This window comes from Corynebacterium sp. HMSC070H05 (genome assembly GCF_001837615.1).
GTDB lineage: Bacteria > Actinomycetota > Actinomycetes > Mycobacteriales > Mycobacteriaceae > Corynebacterium > Corynebacterium coyleae.
In genome coordinates, this window is record NZ_KV833313.1 from 1 (window position 1) to 20,414 (window position 20,414).

Annotated in this window: 18 protein-coding genes, 1 tRNA gene and 1 pseudogene; 14 read left to right on the top strand and 6 right to left on the bottom strand. The window is 55.9% G+C overall.

Annotated elements, in window-relative coordinates:
- Positions 1-635: 635 nt before the first annotated feature.
- A complete protein-coding gene (locus HMPREF2617_RS04835; protein ID WP_070829441.1) occupies positions 636-2,594 on the top strand; it encodes an ATP-dependent nuclease in 1,959 nt (652 codons plus the stop codon).
- Between the two features lie 144 nt (positions 2,595-2,738).
- On the opposite strand, the gene HMPREF2617_RS04840 is transcribed toward HMPREF2617_RS04835, so the two are convergent.
- The gene (locus HMPREF2617_RS04840) at positions 2,739-3,407 is read right to left on the bottom strand and encodes an 8-oxoguanine DNA glycosylase OGG fold protein (RefSeq protein WP_070840234.1); all 669 of its coding nucleotides are present in this window, start codon (positions 3,405-3,407) and stop codon (positions 2,739-2,741) included.
- A gap of 33 nt (positions 3,408-3,440) precedes the next feature.
- Here HMPREF2617_RS04840 and HMPREF2617_RS04845 point away from each other — a divergent pair, with 33 nt between their 5' ends.
- Positions 3,441-4,037, top strand: a complete 597-nt coding sequence (locus HMPREF2617_RS04845; protein WP_070840215.1) for a MazG nucleotide pyrophosphohydrolase domain-containing protein — start codon at positions 3,441-3,443, stop codon at positions 4,035-4,037.
- Here the strand turns inward: HMPREF2617_RS04845 and HMPREF2617_RS04850 are convergent.
- Positions 4,027-4,449, bottom strand: a complete 423-nt coding sequence (locus HMPREF2617_RS04850) for a hypothetical protein (protein WP_070482886.1) — start codon at positions 4,447-4,449, stop codon at positions 4,027-4,029. The two genes, HMPREF2617_RS04845 and HMPREF2617_RS04850, sit on opposite strands and share 11 nt — an antisense overlap.
- Positions 4,450-4,596: 147 nt before the next feature.
- Between HMPREF2617_RS04850 and HMPREF2617_RS04855 the strand changes: the two genes are divergently transcribed.
- Together HMPREF2617_RS04855 and eno (HMPREF2617_RS04860) are read left to right on the top strand one after the other, a co-directional pair.
- Positions 4,597-5,400 carry a lytic transglycosylase domain-containing protein gene (locus tag HMPREF2617_RS04855; RefSeq protein WP_070840216.1) on the top strand — a complete coding sequence of 268 codons (804 nt, stop codon included), beginning with the start codon at positions 4,597-4,599 and terminating at the stop codon, positions 5,398-5,400.
- Between the two features lie 75 nt (positions 5,401-5,475).
- Complete coding sequence (eno, locus tag HMPREF2617_RS04860; RefSeq protein WP_070840217.1) at positions 5,476-6,753, top strand: phosphopyruvate hydratase; 1,278 nt, start codon at positions 5,476-5,478, stop codon at positions 6,751-6,753.
- 84 nt (positions 6,754-6,837) lie between these two features.
- On the opposite strand, the gene HMPREF2617_RS11645 is transcribed toward eno (HMPREF2617_RS04860), so the two are convergent.
- Positions 6,838-9,063, bottom strand: a complete 2,226-nt coding sequence (locus HMPREF2617_RS11645) for a S8 family peptidase (protein ID WP_210400816.1) — start codon at positions 9,061-9,063, stop codon at positions 6,838-6,840.
- A 2-nt stretch (positions 9,064-9,065) separates the two neighbouring features.
- Entirely contained in the window at positions 9,066-10,181 is a 1,116-nt protein-coding gene (locus HMPREF2617_RS04870; protein WP_083323205.1) for an AAA family ATPase, read from the bottom strand.
- An 85-nt stretch (positions 10,182-10,266) separates the two neighbouring features.
- Here HMPREF2617_RS04870 and eno (HMPREF2617_RS11650) point away from each other — a divergent pair.
- The 4 genes and pseudogenes from eno (HMPREF2617_RS11650) to HMPREF2617_RS04885 form a co-directional block, all read left to right on the top strand.
- Positions 10,267-10,428, top strand: a pseudogene (eno, locus tag HMPREF2617_RS11650) (phosphopyruvate hydratase); the annotation flags it as partial.
- 161 nt (positions 10,429-10,589) lie between these two features.
- Positions 10,590-11,426, top strand: a complete 837-nt coding sequence (locus HMPREF2617_RS04875) for a type IV toxin-antitoxin system AbiEi family antitoxin domain-containing protein (protein ID WP_070840219.1) — start codon at positions 10,590-10,592, stop codon at positions 11,424-11,426.
- Positions 11,377-12,333: a nucleotidyl transferase AbiEii/AbiGii toxin family protein gene (locus tag HMPREF2617_RS04880; RefSeq protein WP_141763003.1), complete on the top strand. Its 957-nt coding sequence runs from the start codon at positions 11,377-11,379 to the stop codon at positions 12,331-12,333. The genes HMPREF2617_RS04875 and HMPREF2617_RS04880 overlap by 50 nt, the downstream gene beginning before the upstream one ends.
- Before the next feature lie 150 nt (positions 12,334-12,483).
- Positions 12,484-13,104, top strand: coding sequence for a septum formation initiator family protein (locus HMPREF2617_RS04885; protein WP_070840221.1), 621 nt, complete (start codon positions 12,484-12,486; stop codon positions 13,102-13,104).
- 99 nt (positions 13,105-13,203) lie between these two features.
- On the opposite strand, the gene HMPREF2617_RS04890 is transcribed toward HMPREF2617_RS04885, so the two are convergent.
- Complete coding sequence (locus HMPREF2617_RS04890) at positions 13,204-13,674, bottom strand: hypothetical protein (RefSeq protein ID WP_141763004.1); 471 nt, start codon at positions 13,672-13,674, stop codon at positions 13,204-13,206.
- 251 nt (positions 13,675-13,925) lie between these two features.
- On the opposite strand from HMPREF2617_RS04890, the gene HMPREF2617_RS04895 reads away from it, so the two are divergent.
- From HMPREF2617_RS04895 to HMPREF2617_RS11660, 6 genes are all read left to right on the top strand, one after another.
- On the top strand, positions 13,926-14,489 hold the full coding sequence (locus tag HMPREF2617_RS04895; protein WP_070840236.1) for a DUF501 domain-containing protein: 564 nt from the start codon (positions 13,926-13,928) through the stop codon (positions 14,487-14,489).
- Positions 14,486-15,421, top strand: coding sequence for a Ppx/GppA phosphatase family protein (locus HMPREF2617_RS04900; RefSeq protein ID WP_070840223.1), 936 nt, complete (start codon positions 14,486-14,488; stop codon positions 15,419-15,421). Before HMPREF2617_RS04895 ends, HMPREF2617_RS04900 begins: the two co-directional genes overlap by 4 nt.
- A gap of 92 nt (positions 15,422-15,513) precedes the next feature.
- Positions 15,514-16,668: a non-hydrolyzing UDP-N-acetylglucosamine 2-epimerase gene (wecB, locus tag HMPREF2617_RS04905; protein ID WP_070840224.1), complete on the top strand. Its 1,155-nt coding sequence runs from the start codon at positions 15,514-15,516 to the stop codon at positions 16,666-16,668.
- Positions 16,669-16,740: 72 nt separating this feature from the next.
- Positions 16,741-16,814: transfer RNA gene (locus tag HMPREF2617_RS04910), tRNA-Ile, on the top strand.
- A 35-nt stretch (positions 16,815-16,849) separates the two neighbouring features.
- Complete coding sequence (locus HMPREF2617_RS11655) at positions 16,850-18,139, top strand: glycosyltransferase family 4 protein (protein WP_083323206.1); 1,290 nt, start codon at positions 16,850-16,852, stop codon at positions 18,137-18,139.
- Positions 18,136-19,488, top strand: coding sequence for a glycosyltransferase family 4 protein (locus tag HMPREF2617_RS11660; protein WP_083323207.1), 1,353 nt, complete (start codon positions 18,136-18,138; stop codon positions 19,486-19,488). The genes HMPREF2617_RS11655 and HMPREF2617_RS11660 overlap by 4 nt, the downstream gene beginning before the upstream one ends.
- Here HMPREF2617_RS11660 and HMPREF2617_RS04920 read toward each other — a convergent pair.
- Positions 19,485-20,252 carry an alpha/beta hydrolase gene (locus tag HMPREF2617_RS04920; protein ID WP_070840226.1) on the bottom strand — a complete coding sequence of 256 codons (768 nt, stop codon included), beginning with the start codon at positions 20,250-20,252 and terminating at the stop codon, positions 19,485-19,487. The genes HMPREF2617_RS11660 and HMPREF2617_RS04920 overlap by 4 nt on opposite strands.
- Positions 20,253-20,414: the final 162 nt, after the last annotated feature.

Genomic DNA, 20,414 nt, shown 5'->3' on the forward strand with positions numbered 1-20,414 from the left:
ACTGGACCACCTACATCAGATCAGACACACATTAAGCCAGAACTAGCCAGCGCTGACAAGACCGCTCCCTACCAAAATAGGAGACAGGGAGGGTTCTGGTTCGCGCTTGGCTGCCCGCTCTCGCATGTTAGGACCACGGATTTAGTAACACCGTGGTGAGTATCCAGTAACACTCGGGTGATGATCGAGTAACAAGTCGTTTCTGCTGCCGTAGAGACCGTCTTCCGCAGGATCGCCGATTCGGGTTGGTTTGCTTCAATGGTGCTGCCAGTGGGCTACATTTCGAAGAGCACTCACAACTTGGCCCTACTGATGCTGACAATCCAGATCGGTTTGAGAAGTAGTCCGTTTTGGCGGGCTGTTTTGGGCCGATTCGGCGTGGAAAGGGAGTCATTTGTTATCCGTCGATGGGAAGCAACGAGGTTCGAAGTTTTGCAGGCTAAATCGTCAGCGCGACTACAGGACCGACCGCCGTCGGACTGTTACTCGATGCCCGCTCAAGTGTTACCGGATAGTCACCACGGTGTTACTAGATACGCGTTCGCAACAGCCGGCACGCGAACCTTAAGACTGAGCATTCAGGAGCTGGTAGTTCGTCGAGCTGGAGATTATCTAAAAATGGTTAAATAGCGCCTGTGAAAATCAAGAGTGTTGAAATTAGAAACTTCAAAGCGATTCGTGAGTTCAAGGGCGAGTTTGGGAAGCTCACCACATTCATCGGACCGAATGGTGGTGGAAAATCTTCGATTCTTCATGCAATTGCGTGGTTGTTTAGCGGTGATCTCAAGACTGCTGACGATTTCTTCTGTCAAGCGAATGGTGAACGTTCCACCGAGATCTCCGTAAAAGTCACATTTGATTCCCTGACTGCAGGAGACCGACAGGCGTTTGGGAAATACGCGTTGGGGGAGGAAATGACCCTGCAGCGTACACAGCGATCAGATTCGGAAAAGACGAAGCTATGGGGTTCCCCTACAGTTTTCCCTGGATTTGAGAAGTTCCGCGATGCAAACGTCGGGACAATTCGAAGTGGGTTAACCGAGCTAATCGAATCGGACCCGAACTTTTCGAACTTCCTAGGCGGAAACGTTCAAGGTGTAAATAAAAAAGAACTCCAGCATGCAATGGATAAATGGGAGATGGATCCGGCCAACAGGCATCTCCTTCAATCGAGGGAGGAAGTGGACGCGACCGATTTCTTTGGTGCAGTCGGTACGGGGAAGTTAGCGAAAGATGCAGGTTTCGTATTTGTGCCTGCTGCACCTGATCTGACGAGCGAATTTGATCTGTCAAATAGAAAGTCTGCGATGGAGCTCCTCGTTGGTGCCGTGGTGAAGAACGCTACTGATGGGGCGATTGCGGAATGGTCTGAGGAGCATAAGGACGTACTTGATGATTTGCAAGCTCGGTTGAAAGATTCAACGGATAGTGAACTTTCGGCGCGAAGCGAAAAGATTAATAACCACCTAAGCGATTACCTGCCAGGCGCAAAACTGTCCATCAACATTGGATTAGACGATTGGACCCCGAAAGCGAACCCAATCGCGACAACTAAACTGTCCCGTTTTGGGGCAGAGTGGCCCTTGCCGCACCACGGTCATGGGGTTCAGAGGGCAACGCTCCTCGCTGTCCTGCAAGCACTTGCTGAACTTTCGACAGAACCAGGAGGCTACGCGCCCAACTTGATCGTTTTCGTCGAGGAACCCGAGGTCTATCAGCACCCCGTGCAGGCGCGAATGATGGCATCTGCTTTTCGTCGAGCAGCTTCGGCGACGGGTATTCAGTTCGTGTTTGCGACACACAGCCCCTACTTTGTTGACCCCGCATTCTTGCCGTTTACTTATCGCGTTTTGCCTTCAAATACTGGTTCCTCGGTGCTTCGCGCAGAGGAGGATGATTACTATTCGAAGAAAAATAAGGACGGTGAGCTGTCCAAGTACTTCTCCAAGGCCCTAATTGAGGGGCTATTCTCACGGGCCTGCGTATTGGTTGAAGGAGATACCGATAAAGCAATTCTGGAACTTTTGGAAGACCCAGAAACCGGTAGGACACTCCCGGAGTCGGGGATTTCCGTGATTGATGTTGAGGGTTCAGAAACGCTGTTTACGATTTTCTCAATCCTGAATTCCTATGGCGTTCCGAGCTATGTGGTGCGTGATGGCGATAGCGATGTTGGGGTTGCTGGTCAGAAGGCACGCGCGAAACTCAAAACCGGGTCGAATCAAGAATTCGAGAAAAAGCGCGACCAAATTCTTGATTCGTGGAGGAATGGCGTGGAAAAGTTCGTTTCTACGGCGGCAAAGACGACTGGGGATTCTCAAATTGCGTCGTATGTGTGGGGTTCCGGTGAATATGTCGGTGATCGATGCGCGATCCTCCGGCATGATTTGGAGGCGGAATTGGAAAACTGGGACCAATTTGTCGAAGAGAGTAACCACATAGTGAAAGGAAAGAACCTGCGGCAGATAAAGAAGGCGGGTATTCACGCCCGCATCGTAGAAGCATGTGACGTGTCTACAGCACCGGAGGTGCTCCTGCGAATCGTTCGTGCTGTGAACCAGATGGTGGATAGCCATCAAGCGGATCAGGGTTAGCTTTCGTATCAGACCGGCCGCCATACCAAAGCCCGGCGAGTTCGGGTTTGCCCCTAAGCTCGCCGGGCGGCATCTATACCCCCAGCGTGGGCTCGACAGGCAAACCCTGTAAAAGCCCAGCCAAGCCCCCCTAAAAACTCAGCGCTACTTTGCCTCGCGACGAGCAAACTCCCGCAACGCCCACTCAACCGCGTCCAACGGCAGGGAAGAGTCGTAGGCGTCTCGCGCGGCGGTCAATGCGTCGAGGTACTCCTTGTATTCGTCGGCGGTCCAGTCGGCGTCCTTCGCCAGGCCAGCCAGGCGCGCGCGGTTGGAGCAGATGATCGCCGGCGCAGCAGCACCGTCGACACCCGCGACCCCAGCAGCATCCTGCTCACCCGCCAGGAAGTACGCCACGGCGGACGCGTACTTCGGTGCCAGGCCGGTGGCGGCCAAGGAGGCGTAGGCGTCGACAGGCGACAGCCCGCCAAGTTTGCGGATCGCGCCCAGCAACTTCGAAGCGTTGCCCTTGTTGCGCAGGAACGCCTGCATTTGCATGACTTGGTTGGATTGACCGGCGATGTAGGCGAAGCAGGCGCCGAGGAAGTCGATGATCTGCTCGCGTGCGAAGTCGGAGGAGCGGACATCCGAGGCGAAGGAGAAGACTTCGGCGCGGGTGATGGAGGCGGTGGCGTCGTCGCGGAAGGGCGGTACGCGGCGGAGGTGGTGGGGCCAGCCGGTTTTCCAGCGGATGGGGGAGAAGATGACGGAGTCTTGTAGCGCGTCTTGGGCGTTGGGTTTGATGGTTTCGAGTGCTTCGGCGATCTGAGTCATGCGCTCCATCATAGAGGCCTTAGACTTCCCTTCATGACTGCGACCGTGTTGCTTCTGGATGCCCGTTGGCCCGACATGATCCCGCTGAATCTCGTTGGCCAGATTCGTGGTCGTGTGGAGTTTTCGCCGGAGGTGCCGGTGTCGGTGCGTTGGGCGTTGGATGTCGTAGACGGCGACGGGCATTGGATTGTGACTACGGATCCGAAGTTCGCGGAGCGTTTGCTTGACGACGACTCCACCGCCCTGATCAAAGTCCCTTCCCTCGAGGATCCTGTGTTGCAGGCTGTGGAGACGATGCGTGAGGCGCGGCGCCGGGGTGAGTGGGAGCAGGAGATGACGCACGAAAGCCTCCTGCCGTTTTTGACGGAGGAGGCTGGTGAGGTCGCGGATGCGATTCGTGCAAAGGCGCCCGACGCGGAGCTCAAGAAGGAGTTGTCGGATGTGCTCCTGCAGGTGTTGTTCCATGCGGAGATTGCCGACGAGCGGGGTGCCTTTGGTTTTGGTGATGTGGCGGGGGCGTTCGTCGATAAGATGCGCCGCCGTGCGCCGTATTTGTTCGACGGGTCAGACGGGCCTGTGGATAAGGCCACGCAGGACCGTCTGTGGGTCGAGGGGAAGGCTAGCGAATAGCCGGCAGTGCCGGGATGAGGGTGCGGATGTCCGGCAGGCCTGCCTTGGAGGACATCTGGGAGGAGCCGGCGAAGAGCTGGTCGAGTGGGGTGACCGGGTCCGGCTTGACGATGCCGCACTCCAGCGCACGGTCCGCAACCGCACCAACGGTGCTTGCGGAGACGAGGCGCAGGGCTGCGTCGTTGCCCACGGCGGTGTTGAGGTTCATGACCAGCTGGCTGCGGGTGGTGTCCTTGTTCACCATGCGGGTGGCGGTCAGGCCGGTGCGCAGGCTGTCGCAGTTGGCGGTGGCGATGTTGCCGTTGAGCAGGCGGACGAGTTCGAGGGTCTGGGCCTTGGCTGGGGTTGCGGTGCCTGCGAAGCCGGTGACGGCGATGAGGCCTGCTGCGAGTGCTGCGGTGATGCGGCGCATGGGGTGTCCTTTCGGGGAAGTTTGATAGGTCGCAAAGCATCATAACTGTTACAGCTGTGATTGTTGTGACTTGTGAGGAAATTGTTACTTCCGGTATCGCCCAACCTCCGCACCGCGCGGTAACCGCACCCGGTACACTCTGCGCCCATGATCACACCGCGACGCATTGCTCGCGGCTGTGGCTGCGTGGGCATTCTTGGCGCGGCCATGGCCGTTATTCTTGTCGTCGCGCTTATCGCGTGGCTGCTGTCTGCCTTTAACTTCGACACAATCGAGCCGAAGCAAAAAGCCCCGCTCACGGTCCCACCTGCGGCTGCGGAGGCGCCCCCGCGTATCGACGTCCACGCGCCGGGCAGAACCTCCGACCAACTCTTTGACTGGTCGCAAAGCATCGGCGAGGCCACGAACATGTCCGGCCAGGCCGTGCGCGCCTACGCCAACGCCGCTCTGATCGCCGAGGAGGCCTGGCCCCACTGCAACCTGACCTGGAACACGCTCGCCGGCATCGGTTGGGTGGAGACCCGCCACGGCACCTACGGCGGCCGCTTCGATTACTCCAAACTGGACGAGAACGGCTACCCGCAACCGCCCATCATCGGCCCGCAACTGAACGGGGACGGCTTTGCCAAGGTCCCGGACACCGACCACGGTCAGTTAGACGGCGACACGGAGTTCGACCGCGCCGTCGGCCCGATGCAGTTCATTCCGGAGTCTTGGGCGCGCTTTGGTCGCGACGCCAACGGCGATGGCACCCCGAACCCCCAGCAGATCGACGACGCCGCCTTAGGTGCTGCGAACCTCCTGTGCAATTCCGGCGGCACACCCCGCGACCTGGCCACCGAGGAGGGGTGGACCCAGGCCATCTATGCGTATAACCAGTCCAGCGACTATTTTGCCCGTGTGCGCGACGCGGCCGCGAACTATGCCATGAACCAGCCTGCCCACCGTTAGGGCAACGGCTAGACTTGTGGACGGAATTTTTCGCCAAGTCATTTTCCACGTCACTATCCACGTTAAGGAGACATCATGGCCGACATCATGCACATCTTTGCTCGCGAGATTCTGGATTCGCGCGGTAACCCGACCGTGGAGGTGGAAGCGCTGCTGTCTGATGGCTCGCATGGCCAGGCTGCGGTGCCGTCGGGTGCGTCGACGGGTGAGCATGAGGCTCACGAGCTTCGCGATGGCGACGACCGCTACGACGGCAAGGGTGTTCTCAAGGCTGTTGAGAACGTCAATGAGACCATCGCGGATGCCCTGATCGCGTTTGAGGCGGACGATCAGCGCCTGATCGACAACACGATGATCGAGCTCGACGGCACCGACAACAAGAAGAACTTGGGCGCGAACGCTATGCTGGGTGTGTCCATGGCTGTGGCGAAGGCCGCCGCTGAGGCTGCCGAGTTGCCGCTGTTCCGCTACATCGGCGGCCCGAACGCGCACACCCTTCCGGTGCCGATGATGAACATCCTCAATGGTGGCGCACACGCCGACTCTGGCGTGGACGTCCAGGAGTTCATGATCGCCCCGATCGGCGCGGAGACCTTCGCCGAGGCGCTGCGTATGGGCACTGAGGTCTACCACGCGCTGAAGTCCGTGATTAAGTCCAAGGGCCTGTCCACGGGTCTTGGCGACGAGGGCGGGTTCGCCCCGTCCGTCGAATCCACCAAGGCCGCCCTCGACCTGATCGTGGAGGCCATTGAGAAGGCGGGCTACAAGCTTGGTAGCGACATCGCGCTCGCACTCGATGTCGCCTCCTCCGAATTCTTTGAAAACGGCACCTACAACTTCGAGGGCGGCCAGCACTCCGCCGAGGAGATGATCCAGGTCTACGCGGATCTGGTGGAGCAGTACCCGATCGTCTCTATCGAGGACCCGCTGGATGAGAATGACTGGGACGGCTACGTCGCCCTGACCGAGAAGCTTGGCGACAAGGTCCAGATCGTCGGCGACGACCTCTTTGTCACCAACCCGAAGCGCCTCGCCGAGGGCATTGAGAAGGGTGCCGCGAACGCCCTGCTGGTGAAGGTGAACCAGATCGGTACCCTCACCGAGACCTTCGACGCTGTCGAGCTGGCGCACCGCAACGGTTTCCGCACCATGATGTCGCACCGTTCCGGCGAGACCGAGGACACCACCATCGCCGACCTGGCCGTCGCCCTGTCCTGCGGCCAGATCAAGACTGGTGCCCCGGCTCGTTCCGAGCGTGTGGCGAAGTACAACCAGTTGCTGCGCATTGAGCAGGTGCTTGGTAGCGCCGCCGTGTACGCCGGCCGCGACGCCTTCCCGCGCTTCAAGAAGTAGGGAGTACTATCGCGCGGTTGATACCAGCGCCCCGGATTTGCCTGGGAAATTCCGCAGCAGAACCGGGGTGCATTCCTGCGTTTTCTAGCCGTGGTCGATCTCGATCGTCACCGGCTGACGGACTGGAAGTATAGGCCTGAGCTGGGTGCTGTAGGTTTGGGCCACTCGCTCGTATAAATCCTTAATTGACTTTGCCTCAACCGTAATTACCAGTGCGTATGGGATGGGGGTAGGTGATATTGCGTTGCCGCCATTCGTCCGGGCGTTGTAGTGGATGTCGAAAACTGGGTTATGTAGTGAGCTAGTGCGCAGCGTTTGGCCAGAATTTAGAGTGGTTTCCCATTTGTGAGTATCCGAGCGCAAAAGGTTCTCACTATCGAAATCAGATTTTCTGAAAAAAGGTCTACTCTTAGCTTCGAAAGAATTTTCGTTTTCGAATCTGGTCTCATCTGGGCGAAAGACAACGTCAAGGCCTGAACGGGAGTAATTGCCAGGGTCTTCCGGATCAACCTCGCAGGCGTATACAACCGTTGCTTTCACATTTACCAGTCCCCGTGAAAGCTGAGTGGGGAGTGGAATTGGTGCTCTAAGGTACCGGCTCGGTTCTAATTCGCCTTGATAAATGATACGTACTTGCCCATCTTTGCACTGCATTATTTCATTCAAGTCTGCAGCCACACGGCCCCACCCTACTTCCTTTCTAGCTCGCTCATTAGCATCAGCAGTGTGAATAAGTAGTGCTTTCAAAGCGAGAGGGGACAACCGATCGCCGTATAGCGCGCGCAGGCCTACCGCTTGTCGTAACGCGCTAGGGGCCGCAAAAGACGTACCAAGTGTGGTCGCTACGCGATTGGGGATTACGCGGTCCGAGACGTAAAAAGGCTCTTGGTAGGTGCCGCCGAAATCAAGCAAGTCCGGCTTTATGATTCCTGGTGTGCGTCCCGGGCCGATAGCGCTGTATGCAGCACGATCCCAACCACTCTTTGTAGAATTGGCCGCTCCGATAGCGATAGCGTTAACGCAGTCGGAGGGTACTTGCACCCGACGATCAAGTCGATCAAGGGCATCGCCGTTATTGCCAGCAGCAATCGTCATCAATGTTTGACCTTCTGACAATAGAGAGTCTAAAACAGCTGTCCAAGGGTGCACGTCTTCGTCTTCAATGCACACGGCGGGACCTAGGCTGAGGTTAACGAAATCGTAGTGTTTTGCCGACAATACTGAACTAATGCGTTGTAAAACGTTGTAAAGTTCATATGGATCTTCTTCGTCTCCTTCGCCTAGCACGCGGTAATGGTCGACATTGCAGTACGGTCGCTGAGGGGTTTGTCCAGGTGAAAGTGAGCCGAACAGAATGGCCGACGTTACGTCGTGCCCGTGAGACTGAAGACGTGATTCAGGCGGCGGCATGGAAGGGGGATCGAAACTCTCCACCCAGTTATCCAGCTGGTGATCCTCGGGTAGGCCCCCATCGAATATGGCGACGTTGAGCGACGGATCTAACGCTGATTCCTTGGGGAGGATTGTTTTCGGTAGATCGGGTCGTGAACTGGATCGTTGAAGATTCGGAAAATTTCTCAGCTGGGATAGCGGACGAATGGATCGAAGAAACGAAAACTCCGCCAGCTTCTCAATCTGGCGTTTGTCTGCCTTGGCAGGAATGAAGCACAGGCCACCTGCAAACAGGCGTTTATTAAACTTGGCTTCAGCATCAATCTCGGTGGCCCAATCCTCAAGACCGGAGATCACGTAGGTGTCTTCTCTTGATGCATGAATCAGTAGTTCGATGAATATCTCGTCATCGTTTCTTTCCGCTGATTCAAGGTGGCGGATGCGATCTTGGGCATAAAGCGCCCGCACTCGTTCAACGCGCTGGATGGAATCGGTCAGTTTATTTTGGTCTTGCTCGAAGTCAGCGGCCCAACTGGCAAAATCGTTCTTTTTGCCAGCAACGTAAAGCTCAGTAGTTGGGCTTATCTCTGGTGCGTTTTTGCGTGACCACTTATCCGGTCTGATCGAAACTGGTCGTGACCCCACTTGCCTCAAGTTATAGGCGTCCAAGAGTTTTCTCGGATGGTAGCTCTTAGCTATTCCTTGTGGGTGGAGGGTTACGGCCGCAACGACTTCATCGCGTGGGCAGGCCTGACTTGGCACCTCGAAAAGTTCGGAGGCTGTTTGTCTAACCATTGGGCCGACACGCTCGATTGCCTCTTCAAAGCTGTATGGCGGGTCGCCAGCTTTGCCTCCGCCTGGATACGGGGTTTCGTAAGTAAGAGCTTCTCCATTGCCGAGAACGTAGCGTTCATTCATGTTTAGTCCTGTTGAAGTTGGGAGTATTTCCGAAGGGTGTCCCTGCTGACACCGGTTATGTCGTGAATCGCGCGCTGGCTCAGTGTCGAATCGGCCATAAGCTTTGCTGCGATAGGCCCCCGTTTGTTGGTTGGAACCGCGGCGAATCGGTCGCGAATACCCCAGAGGAATGCCTCAATCGGATTCTGTCCGGTGAGTACCGCTCGTCTTTGGGCTCGCATAATGTCATTCTGAATCTGGCTGAGGGTTTGGCCGTCATATAAAGCCGCAATTGCGCGCGCTAACTTAGGGTTCATTTCGGGGTCGTCGAATTCTTGGAGAACGCATTTCGTCCGTGATTCGAGGATCGGAAGCGGGAAGTCAAGAACCAGTTCGAAACGACGCCAAATTGCTGGGTCGAGGAGTTTAGAGTGGTTCGTTGCCGCCAATAAAAGGGAACCTTCAGGCCAGTTGTCTATTTCCTGCAATAAGATCGTCACTAATCGTTTGAGTTCTCCGACCTCGGTCGCATCATCTCGGTGTTTCGCAATCGAATCGAGCTCGTCCAAGAACAGGACGAGCGGTGCGGATCTTGCATATTCGAACACTCTGCGGATATTCGTCCCAGAGCGGCCGAGGAAGCTGTTCATCACCGAAGATAGATCCAGCGTTGCGAGAGGCATATCTAAGGACATCGCAACCCAACGTGCTGACAAAGTCTTTCCAACCCCGGGTTGCCCGACGAATAGGGCGGTACGGGTGGGGGATAAGCCTGCTTCCAAAAGTAGTTCTTGACGGATGTGCTCCTCCACCAGGTTGTCGAGGTTAGAACGTAGGGGCGTGGGGAGGATCGGCTCGTGGGGTACCGTAACGTGGCCCTCAAGTCGAAGAAGCGAAAACTTTGTATCCTCATCAAGAGGTTGATCTATCGGCGATTCGTGGCGCGGGCCGCGTACGCTTCGATCACGCAGGGAATGCACAATTGCTGAGTGCAGTTCAGGATAAGTGCTCCGATATTTTCGAGCCAGTCTCCTCAATGAAGCATTTGCCCCGGCGGCATTGGAACCCGCAGCTAGCTTTACTAGGTGGGCTAAATCATCTGGTTGGAGGGTGTGAGGCTCCATCTGGCGGATGTTCATGCAAGTTAAGGTACCAGACGTTGTGGACTAATCTCTCGAAAAATGCGGCGGACTAGTCCAGCGTGTCGCCTCTGGGAGAATTCAAAGTGATTGGGCCGTCGCCCTGTCCTGCGGCCAGATCAAGACTGGTGCCCCGGCTCGTTCCGAGCGTGTGGCGAAGTACAACCAGTTGCTGCGCATTGAGCAGGTGCTTGGTAGCGCCGCCGTGTACGCCGGCCGCGACGCCTTCCCGCGCTTTAAGAAGTAGGCAGTAGCTCACCGCTACGGCCTGGCCCCGCCCCGTCTTTGGTGCGGGGTCGTTTCTTTACCCGCAGAGTTGACGTTTGTATCGAAATTGGCGGACGATTGTAACGTCCTGAATGATACAATCGTCCGCAATCTCGGATACAAACGCAAAAGGAGGGGCCGGTGAAGCGTGCAGATGTGTTGGCGACCTTGGAGATGGTCGCCTCGGACCAGTGGGGCATCGTCACCACCGGCCAAGCTGGACGGGAGGGGATTGAACGTCTGCAGCTCTCCCGCCTCGTGGAGCGCGGTGATCTTGACCGGGCGCGGCATGGCGTCTACCTGCTGCCGTCTCATCAGGGTGGACCCCACGATGAGATTCGGGTGGCGTGGCTATCTCTCGCGCCAAAGAAGTTCATCGATGAGCGCTGGGAGGACGAGCAGCCCGTGGTGGTCTCGCACGAGTCGGCTGCTCTCATCCACGGGATCGGCCGCCTCGTCCCACCGAAGCTGACCTTCTCCACTGAGGGTACGAAGCAAACACGGCAGCAAGGAGTCCGTATCCGGACCCGTCGTGATCTTCCTGAGGGTGACATCGTGTCAGTAGACGGGTTGCCGGTGACCAGTGTCGCGCGCACCGTTGGTGATTTGGCCGAGGCCAAGATTGAGCGCGGGTACCTAGCAGATCTTGTCGCGGATGCTCTCCGGAAGGAGGGCGTGCGTATCGATGACCTCGCGAGCAAGCTCGCTCCTTCAGCTCGCTACTACGAGGCGAAGTCTGGCAAACAATTGGTCGCCGAGCTGAGCGCTGAAGCTTCCTCTGTGGAAGACAGCGCGGAGTGGCGCAATCGTTATGCAATCGTCGCGAAAAGCCTAGAACGCCAAAACTTTGATCGCGACTTGTCGCGACTCATCGACGAAGTGATGAAGAATCTCGATACACGGATAACAAAAGAATTGGCTCCTTTTCGTGGCCAAATACAACAAATTGCAAGGCAGGTTGGCAATGACGACAAGTAGACGCGAGAGTAAGGAGCGACAAAAGAAACTCAACCAAGGCATCGCGAAGCGGGCTAAGGATCTCAACTTGCCTAGCGAGTTGATTCGCTACCAGATCGCGTTTGAGGGGTTTCTGGAGCGAGTCTTTCAGACGGGATCCGATGAGTGGGTGCTTAAGGGTGGGGCTGCTTTATTGATGCGTAACGGCGAGGGGCGCACAACTGCCGATATTGATCTCGCTCGAGTCGCCGAATTGGGGCCGCTAGCGAGCATTGAAGCCGAGATCAGGCAGATCGCTCAACGCCCAGGGCAAGGCCCGCTGACTTACCGGGTGAGGAATGTGCAGCAAAAGCGGATAGCCAGTGGTGACGGCTACAGGGGACCGACATATGAGGTGTCGCTCGACGCGATGATGGGTGCGGTTGTATTCCAGGCTTTTAGTCTGGATCTCACCGAACAGCGTCATACTCAAGAACCACATGAACAGGTAAAGATTAATCTGACACTGGGCAAGATCAGTTCTGAGAATCTCCAACCCGTTTCGGTCTACGCCACTGCCATAGAATCCCAACTCGCAGACAAGATTTGCGCGATGAGAGAACTGCATCGTAGTGGGTATAGCAACCGCTACCACGATCTGGCTGACATCATCACCATCTTGCTCACCCAGACATTTTCCGCACGGGATCTGAAGAGCACATGTGAGCATGAGGCGCGGCGACGGGGAATCGAAATCCCGACGGAGTTGTGGGTGCCACTGTCGTGGGAGAAGGAGTATCCCAGACGTGCGGAAACCTATTACGGTCTGCCCGTGAAATACCACGATTTTACTCAGGCGACTACGTTTGCATCGGAAGTGCTCAACCCAGCGCTTGCTGGAGAACTCTCCGCAGCCCGGTGGGATCCCGATACGCGAAGTTGGCGATAAACCCGTACGTCTTGGGCATTATGTTCCCCAGCCTCACTGTCGAGGCCGCGGCCGCCGAGCGCCGTAACGGGCGTATCGACGACCCCGTGACCGCTCCGCTGGCCGCGCCGCAGTCCGCGAAACCCTCGAGCGCATCTAGACTGATTACCTATGAAGAAGCGCCCGTCACGTCCCCGCAAGTCGCACACGGTGCCCGTCGCCAGCCGCGACGCGGAGCGTGCCCAGCGCGCTGCAGAGCGCGCGCAACGCTCCCGCACGAGGCGGGCGCGCGTGTTTCCAAAGCAGGACATGGCTAGCGTGGTCATTCTGATCAGCGTTGTCCTGCTGGTGTTGTTGGCCATCGCTGCGCCGCTGCGAAACTACTACGAGGGCCGCGCCGAGATCGCCCGCGCCCAGGAATCTATCGAACGCCTGGAGGCGCGCAAGCAGGCGCTTGAAAGCGACATCGCCATGTACGAAGACGATGCCTTCATGCGCCAAGAAGCACGTCGCCGCCTAGGCGTAGTGGAAGAGGGGGAGACCGTCTGGCGCATCCTTGATCCGCGCATGTCCGCCCCCGACAACATCACCACCGCCGCCGACGAGATCCCCGACGACCGCGAGTGGTCCGAGGTGCTGTGGGATTCACTCCGCGACATCCCCGAGGCAGAGGCTCCCGAGTCTCCCGAAACCGATGCGCCTGAGCAAAATACACCGCAACCCGACGCCCCGCAATCGGAGGCGCCAGAAGCCGAGGCACCCGAACACGGTGCACCGGTGGAGCAAGAGTAGAGCTCATCTGGCGTGGATTCAGTAGTGAGTGACGTTTAGCGCTGGAGTGCGCATGAGGGAAGCACTAGCAAGACAAGGCAGGAAAGGCTATTGCGTCATCTATGGGTAGCCTAAACGGTACCGCTCCCTGAGAAGCACCTGTTCAACGGGCTCTCCGTTGATTCTTCTCCAGTGAATCATTTCGTCTTCGACCCAGCGGAGTGATGTAATGATGTGGGCTAGCTGTTGGATGTTTTCGGCGATGACGTTTCCATCCCAGTCTTGAAGAACATAGTCTGCAGTCCAATAGACACGAGGCTGTCTCCCATTAATGTGACCTCCAAAGATGGCAGTAGCTGCCAATACAGGTCCGGCGACGCCTTGGGTCGCAATGTCTGCGATGTGGTTGTTGTGAGTAAGGGGTGGTAGGAGGAGGTAACGCATCTCTCCTGACGCGTCTACGATTGGGTTATCGGGGTCTGGGAATTGGTTCTGGTTGTGCATAGCAGAATCTTTCTTCTTGAGGTTGTGAATATCACTTGCACTACAATCTGATGATGGCGTCTCGTCAAAGGTAGGGTCAAGGTTCACTCAGCAATTTGTCGTGAGTTGACCTGCACTCTGCTACCTGAGTCTGTCCGGTTGTGGATTTCTTGTAATGGCTAATTTTGAAGATCAGTGGCAGCATTCTCGCAGAGCAATCGGGACCTTTTGATTCGACTCTCGGCTGCGTAGATGGGACCGACCTTTCGGGATGGGGCGGAGTTAGACGAGAAAACACCGATAAGTGATTGCCTGGAGCGGACCCGGTCCAAAGGGCGTGTTATGAAACAATGGGGCGCATGCATACTCCTCCTTCCGATGAACCGCTCGCCGTTGTCGCTGAGCAGCTCGGCCGCACCCCACGCGGCGTCCTCGCGATTGCCTACACCACCCCGGATAATCAGCCGGCTGTGGTGAAAACGGCGCCAAAACTTGACGACGGCACCCCGTTCCCCACCCTCTACTACCTCACCGATCCACGCCTCACGGCTGAAGCATCGCGCCTCGAAGTGGCTCAGGTGATGAAGTGGATGGAGGCCCGCCTCAACGCCGATTCCGACGAGGGCGAAGCTTTACGACGCGACTACCTCGCCGCCCACGAACACTTCCTCGCAGAGCGCAACGCTATTGAGGACCTCGGTACCGACTTTTCCGGCGGTGGTATGCCGGAGCGAGTGAAGTGCCTCCACGTGCTCATTGCTTACGCGCTCGCGGAAGGCCCGGAGCGTGTTCGCTTCGGCACCGAGGCTGTCGCCCTCGCCGCGGAGCACGGCAATCTGCGTGGCACCGCGATCCCGGAGGATTGGCCGACGCTTGAGGATCTCGGCATCACCCTCGCTGAAGCAGGGGAGGGACTGGAGTGACCCGCGTCGCCGCCGTGGATTGCGGCACCAACTCCATCCGTCTGCTTATCCACGACACCGAAACCGGAGAAGTGTGCCGCCGCAACACGATTGTGCGCCTCGGCCAAGGTGTCGACGAGACCGGCAAGTTCGCGCCAGACGCCATCGAACGCACTCGCGTAGCGCTTGCAGACTATGTCGACGAGATGCAGCGCGAGAACGTCACCCGCGTACGCATGGTGGCTACCTCTGCCACTCGCGACGCGAGCAACCGCGAGGACTTCTTCGCCATGACCCGTGCGCTCCTTGGCCAGATCCAGCAGGGCGCAGTCGCCGAGGTGATCACCGGCGAGGAGGAAGCGGCGCTGTCGTTTGCCGGCGCAACGGCTGGTCTCGATCCGGATCGCGGGCCGTTCTGCGTGATTGACCTTGGCGGTGGGTCGACCGAGTTTGTCATGCAGACCGCTGACCAATTACACGCTGTTTCCACCCAGATGGGTTGCGTGCGCATCACCGAGCGCTTCATGCGTACAGATCCACCCACTGCAGAAGAAACCGCTGCCGCTCGGGACTACATCGCTGACCGGATCGCCGAAGCGGCGAAGGAGCTGCCGTTTGCCCAGGCACGTACCTTCGTTGGCTGCGCCGGTACATTTACGACGCTTTCCGCGCTTGCTCAGGATCTCGAGTCGTACGATCCGGCACGGATCCACATGTCGGAGATTTCCTTTAACCGCTTCCGTGAAGTTACGGGCAACCTTCGAAGTAAAACTGCCGAGGAACGCCGTACCAATCCCGTGGTGCACCCAGGAAGGGCCGACGTGATCGCAGCAGGCTCGGCTGTTGTCGAAGAACTGATTTATTTCTTCGAACGAGAAGCAGGCGCAAGCCGAATTGTCATCAGTGAGAAGGACATCCTGGACGGGATTGTGACAGGGATAGTGGCAAAGTAAAAGCACATCAGCCGGTACGAGGGGACTATTAAATTTGCTTTGTATTAAGTTGTAGTGAGTACCCCTGTGCCTAGAAGTCTCACGAGGAAAGCATGTCTACCAAGCCCAAGATCATGACCGTCTATGGAACGCGCCCGGAAGCGATCAAGGTTGCGCCGGTTGTGAGTGTCCTTCAGGACAATGATCGATTTGAATCGGTGGTAGTTTCCACTGGTCAGCACCGAGAGATGCTTGAACAGGTAAACAAGCGGTTCGGTATCGTTCCTGATTACGACATGGCACTGATGAAGCCTGGGCAGACCCTCAATGAGTTGGTTTCGCGTGCCATCCAGGGACTCGACCCGATTATTGAAAAAGAACAGCCCGATGTGATCATCTCCCAGGGCGATACTTCTACCGCCATGGTTGCAGCTTTGACCGGATTTCATAAAGGTGTAAAGATCGTCCACCTCGAAGCGGGACTTCGTACCGGCAATATTTTCTCTCCGTTCCCTGAGGAAGCCAATCGCAAGATCATTGGTCAGGTAGCATCACTCCATCTAGCTCCGACGAGTGAATCGCGTGAGAACTTGCGTCGTGAGAATTTCCGAACCAAAGACATTGTGGTCACAGGGAACACCGTTATTGATGCTCTTCTAACCGCAGCGAAGTGGGACGTTAAGTTTGATGACCCACGCTTGGAAGAGCTCCGCAACACTGATGAAAAGCTTGTTTTGGTCACAACGCACCGTCGAGAGAACCTTGATGCTATGAAGGAAATCGGAGGGGCTGTCCAAGACCTTGCGAAATCCTACCCAGATCACGTTTTTGCACTGCCACTGCATCTCAATCCAAAGGTACGAAATGCGGTTCTTCCTGAGGTTGAGAATCTTTCGAACGTTATTATTACGAACCCGCTACCTTATGACCAGTTCACTGCATTGATGGGTCGTGCTTATCTCGTACTTACAGATTCAGGGGGTGTACAGGAGGAAGCGCCGTCGCTTGGCAAACCAGTTCTTGTGATGCGCGAAAATACTGAACGCCCAGAGGCCGTTGTGGCAGGAACAGTGAAGCTCGTTGGCACTGACCGGGAACGAATTGTGGCTGAGGCACGTAATTTGCTCGATCAAGAAGCAGCATATTCAGCGATGGCTAACGCCGTAAATCCCTATGGTGACGGTAAAGCTGCGGCGCGTGCAGTAGCAGCGATTGCCGAGATCACAGGAGTTGGCAGCCGTATCGATGAGTTTTCGGCAGAAAGCTAACGAACTAGATGTCACCGTGATGTAATCTCGGGGGATGCTTCACGATATAGTTAAGCCCGCGCACGTCGCGCTGGGGCTATAGCTCAGTCGGTTAGAGCCGCGGACTCATAATCCGTTGGTCGCGGGTTCGAGCCCCGCTAGCCCCACAGGACCAATGCCAGGAAGATAAGGAGGACTCGAAATGAGAATTCTCCTTATCACCCAATACTGGGCTCCCGAAAACGGAGTTCCTCAAAGAAGGTGGGCTTGGTTATCGAGAGTCCTCGAGCAAGCTGGGCATGAAATCCTGGTTGTAGCACCCCCGCCACACTATCTTCGAGATGTCGATCTGCGAGAATGGTTTAACCATAAAGGATACCGGTCACGGGTAGAGGCAAGACCTGACCGAGAATCGCCTACCGTGATTCGGTCAGGTTATATTCCAGGCGGACCTTCGATTACCCAAAAGGCTCTCAACCAGCTCGCAGTTGCGTTCGGTGGCATGCATGCAATCCTCAAACCTGGTAGTCGAGTGCGAGACTTTGATCCTGACTTGGTGATAGGCACAGTACCAGCATTGCCTACTGCCCTTGTAGCAGCAGTTACAGGAGCGTATTTCAAAATTCCGTACATTATCGATCTGAGAGATGCTTGGCCCGAACTTCTTACAGTTTCAGATCGGTGGAACATCGCCACGGGGAAGCCGTCGATCCGTCAACGACTACTACGCCACGGGCCGTTGCAAATCGCTGTCAAAGCTACGGACGTAGGATTGAAAGCTCTCTTAGCTCGAGCTGATGCCATAATTTCTACCTCCGAGCGTTTGACAAACGAAATAGCAGGTGCATCAGACTCTAGGAGTCGAGCTTGGACTGTGCGGAATGTTTTTCCCGCTGAGACCCTAATTGAGAAAGCACCAGTGGATTCTTGTGAACCCGCGAAATTGAATGTGCTGTATGCGGGTACATTAGGGCGAGCTCAGAATCTGCTCAATGCACTTTACGCAGCAGAGAAAGCTAAACGAAGCGGGGTAACGGTAAGGCTTCGCTTCGTAGGTGCTGGAGCGGCGAAATCAGAATTGATCGAAGCAGCTGAACGGTTAGGGGTTGATGCCGTCTTCGAGAATCGCAGAGGTGCCGAATTCCTAACGGACTGTTACAAATGGGCTGATACAGCACTAGTTCATCTCACTGATTGGCCACCACTAGAAAAGGCGGTTCCATCGAAGACATACGAGTTGATGGAGCAGGGGATCCACATATCAGCGGTCGTTAGCGGCGAAACTGCGGACTTGATTCGGTCACTGAAGGCTGGGGATGTAGTGGCTCCAGAGGACCCATGTTCTTTGGCAGATTTGTGGGTTGGTTTAGCGCGAGAACGAAAACGACTTGTAGTTTCTAATGTTGGCCGCAAATGGGTAAGAGACCAACGAACAATTTGGGCGCCTGAAGCACTGATCGAGTGTGTGAATTGGGTAGAGGGCAAGCGATGAGTAAAGCGAAGTACTTACCGCTGTTTATAACTAACCATACTTTTCAATTTGTCAATGGCCCCAGAGATTTCATATCGAACGTGAGTTTGCGACTTCTCGGACGATCGATTGCACCCTCTGCCACAAGTGCTCCTAGGTTTCCAGAGTCATTGTTTCGCGTTCCGATAGTCGAGTCAGAACGGTGTGCCTTCAATGGGAGGGTGCTACACGTGCTTACAAACTCACTGCCTCATTCAAAGGGGGGCTATGCTTTCCGAAGCCATCATATTCTCCAGGCTCAAGAGAATGCTGGCGTGTCTGCCTTTGCTATCACGCGCTTGGGGTACCCAATAAGCGTGGGGCAGTTTCCAGAAGGAAATGTCGAAGTTGTGGACGGGGTAAAGTATCTCAGATCGCTCCCGGCGTATTTCCCGTTTAGTGTGGAACGGCAGATAGAAGCGCAAGCTGAGTCCATCTATCGGGAAGCACAAAGGCTCGGAGTGAGTGTTTTGCATGTGACCACTCCCTGGATAAATGCAGCCGCTGCGTCAATAGCCGCGAGAAAGCTACAGATCCCCTGGATTTATGAAGTTAGGGGAGAGCCTGAGGGAACCTGGGTAGCCTCGCAGCCTGCAACTTCAAACCCGAAACTGACGGAGTATTACCTGAAGTCTCGTCGAAAAGAAGAAGAAGCTATGCACAGCGCTGCTGCGGTTGTGGTGCTCAGTGAAGTCTCGAAGAGCGTGCTCAAACAGCGAGGTGTCGAACGTCCAATAGTGATAGCACCGAATGCGGTAGACCGGGAATGGAAGGCGAGCAAGATGCCTAAAGAAGAGGCAAGAGTTTCGCTGGGCCTTCCACCAAGGCGTTATGTCGGCGCGGTTAGCTCACTAGTAGATTACGAGGGGTTTGACGATCTAATTAAGGCTCTTCACCATCTCCCTAAAGACATAGCAGCATTGCTAGTTGGAGATGGTAAAGCTGCTTCTTTTCTGAAAAACCTAGCCGTGTCCGAGGGGTTGGCAGATAGGGTCGTTTTTGCTGGGCACCAACCACGTTCTGATCTATCTCGGTGGTACAGCGTATTAGACGTGTTCGCAATGCCACGGAAGGATTACGAGGTAACTCGTTCGGTTACCCCAATGAAATCGCTCCAAGCGCAGGCTTTCGGGATACCAATAGTCGCGTCTGATCTTCCCGCACTGCGAGAAGTGACACGCGGCGAAGCTTCATACGTGGTACCAGGTGATCCTGCGAATCTAGCGGAGGCCATTCGCACTGCGCTAGAAGAATCTGATCCTGAGCCGACTGGGCTACCGTCTTGGGACGAAGTGGCAACAACTTACCTACGCCTTTACGGAGGACTTTAGTCCGATACGGGCTTGAACCCCAGTGATTGAAGCGTAAGTTCGTCACGCAGTATCACCGCGTTCAGTGTCGCTTTGAAAAGAGATTTGGGTGGTGCGATATGGCCACTACCCCAATCGTCTGTGAGCAAAGAGACTTTCATCTTTCCCGCCGATGCTTCAAGGAAGGGATTGAGATGACCGTTGATGTGAAATGTATCGGTGGAGTTCTGCAAATAATAGACTTTAGGAGTTCGAGTTAGTTTATCCAGTCTCGGCATTGCCGAGTAGCCGTGCTGCTTTTTGAAAGCATCGTCATCTCCGTGCCAGGCGGTGTCGAGGTATTTTTTTACATGGAAATCGTGGTAGCGAAAGATGTCTGTCTGGGCATTCGAAACGACTGCAGTAGCAGAGGGAAGTGCTGTCAATTGCATCAGAGAAGCGAATCCGCCTCCGGAAGAGCCGAAGAGAATAATTCGTTTGGCGCCCACAGAGGAAGCGACTTTCTCAATGAGAGTGGTGGTGACAGCCTGCAGATCTGGCTGGAAAACATTGCCAGCATGCCAACCGAGACCAAGCTGTGGTGACAAGTAAAGAGAAGGGTCTGTAAAAGAAAGCCGTGCCACCCCCAGCCCAGAAGCCACATTTCCCCCGGAGAAAATTGGCAGCGTGGTTTTTGGATCTAATGCACCGTGGAAGACAACGAGCAGAACGTCTGCCCTATTCGTGGAAAGCTCAAAGTCGATGGGCAGCCCTCCAAACCAGACCGAATGAACTCCCTTTCTCACTCTCTTTGCGGATAAGAGCTCTTGAGGGCTAGACCATACGGACTGTATTTTTGGGAAAAAGCCGACGGATCGGTCTCTAGCCACATGCGAGTTCTTTGGTTCGCGGAATAAGCTTGGCGTTTGATAAACAGCGAAGGCTCGAGCTAGCTGTCGATGTCGCAA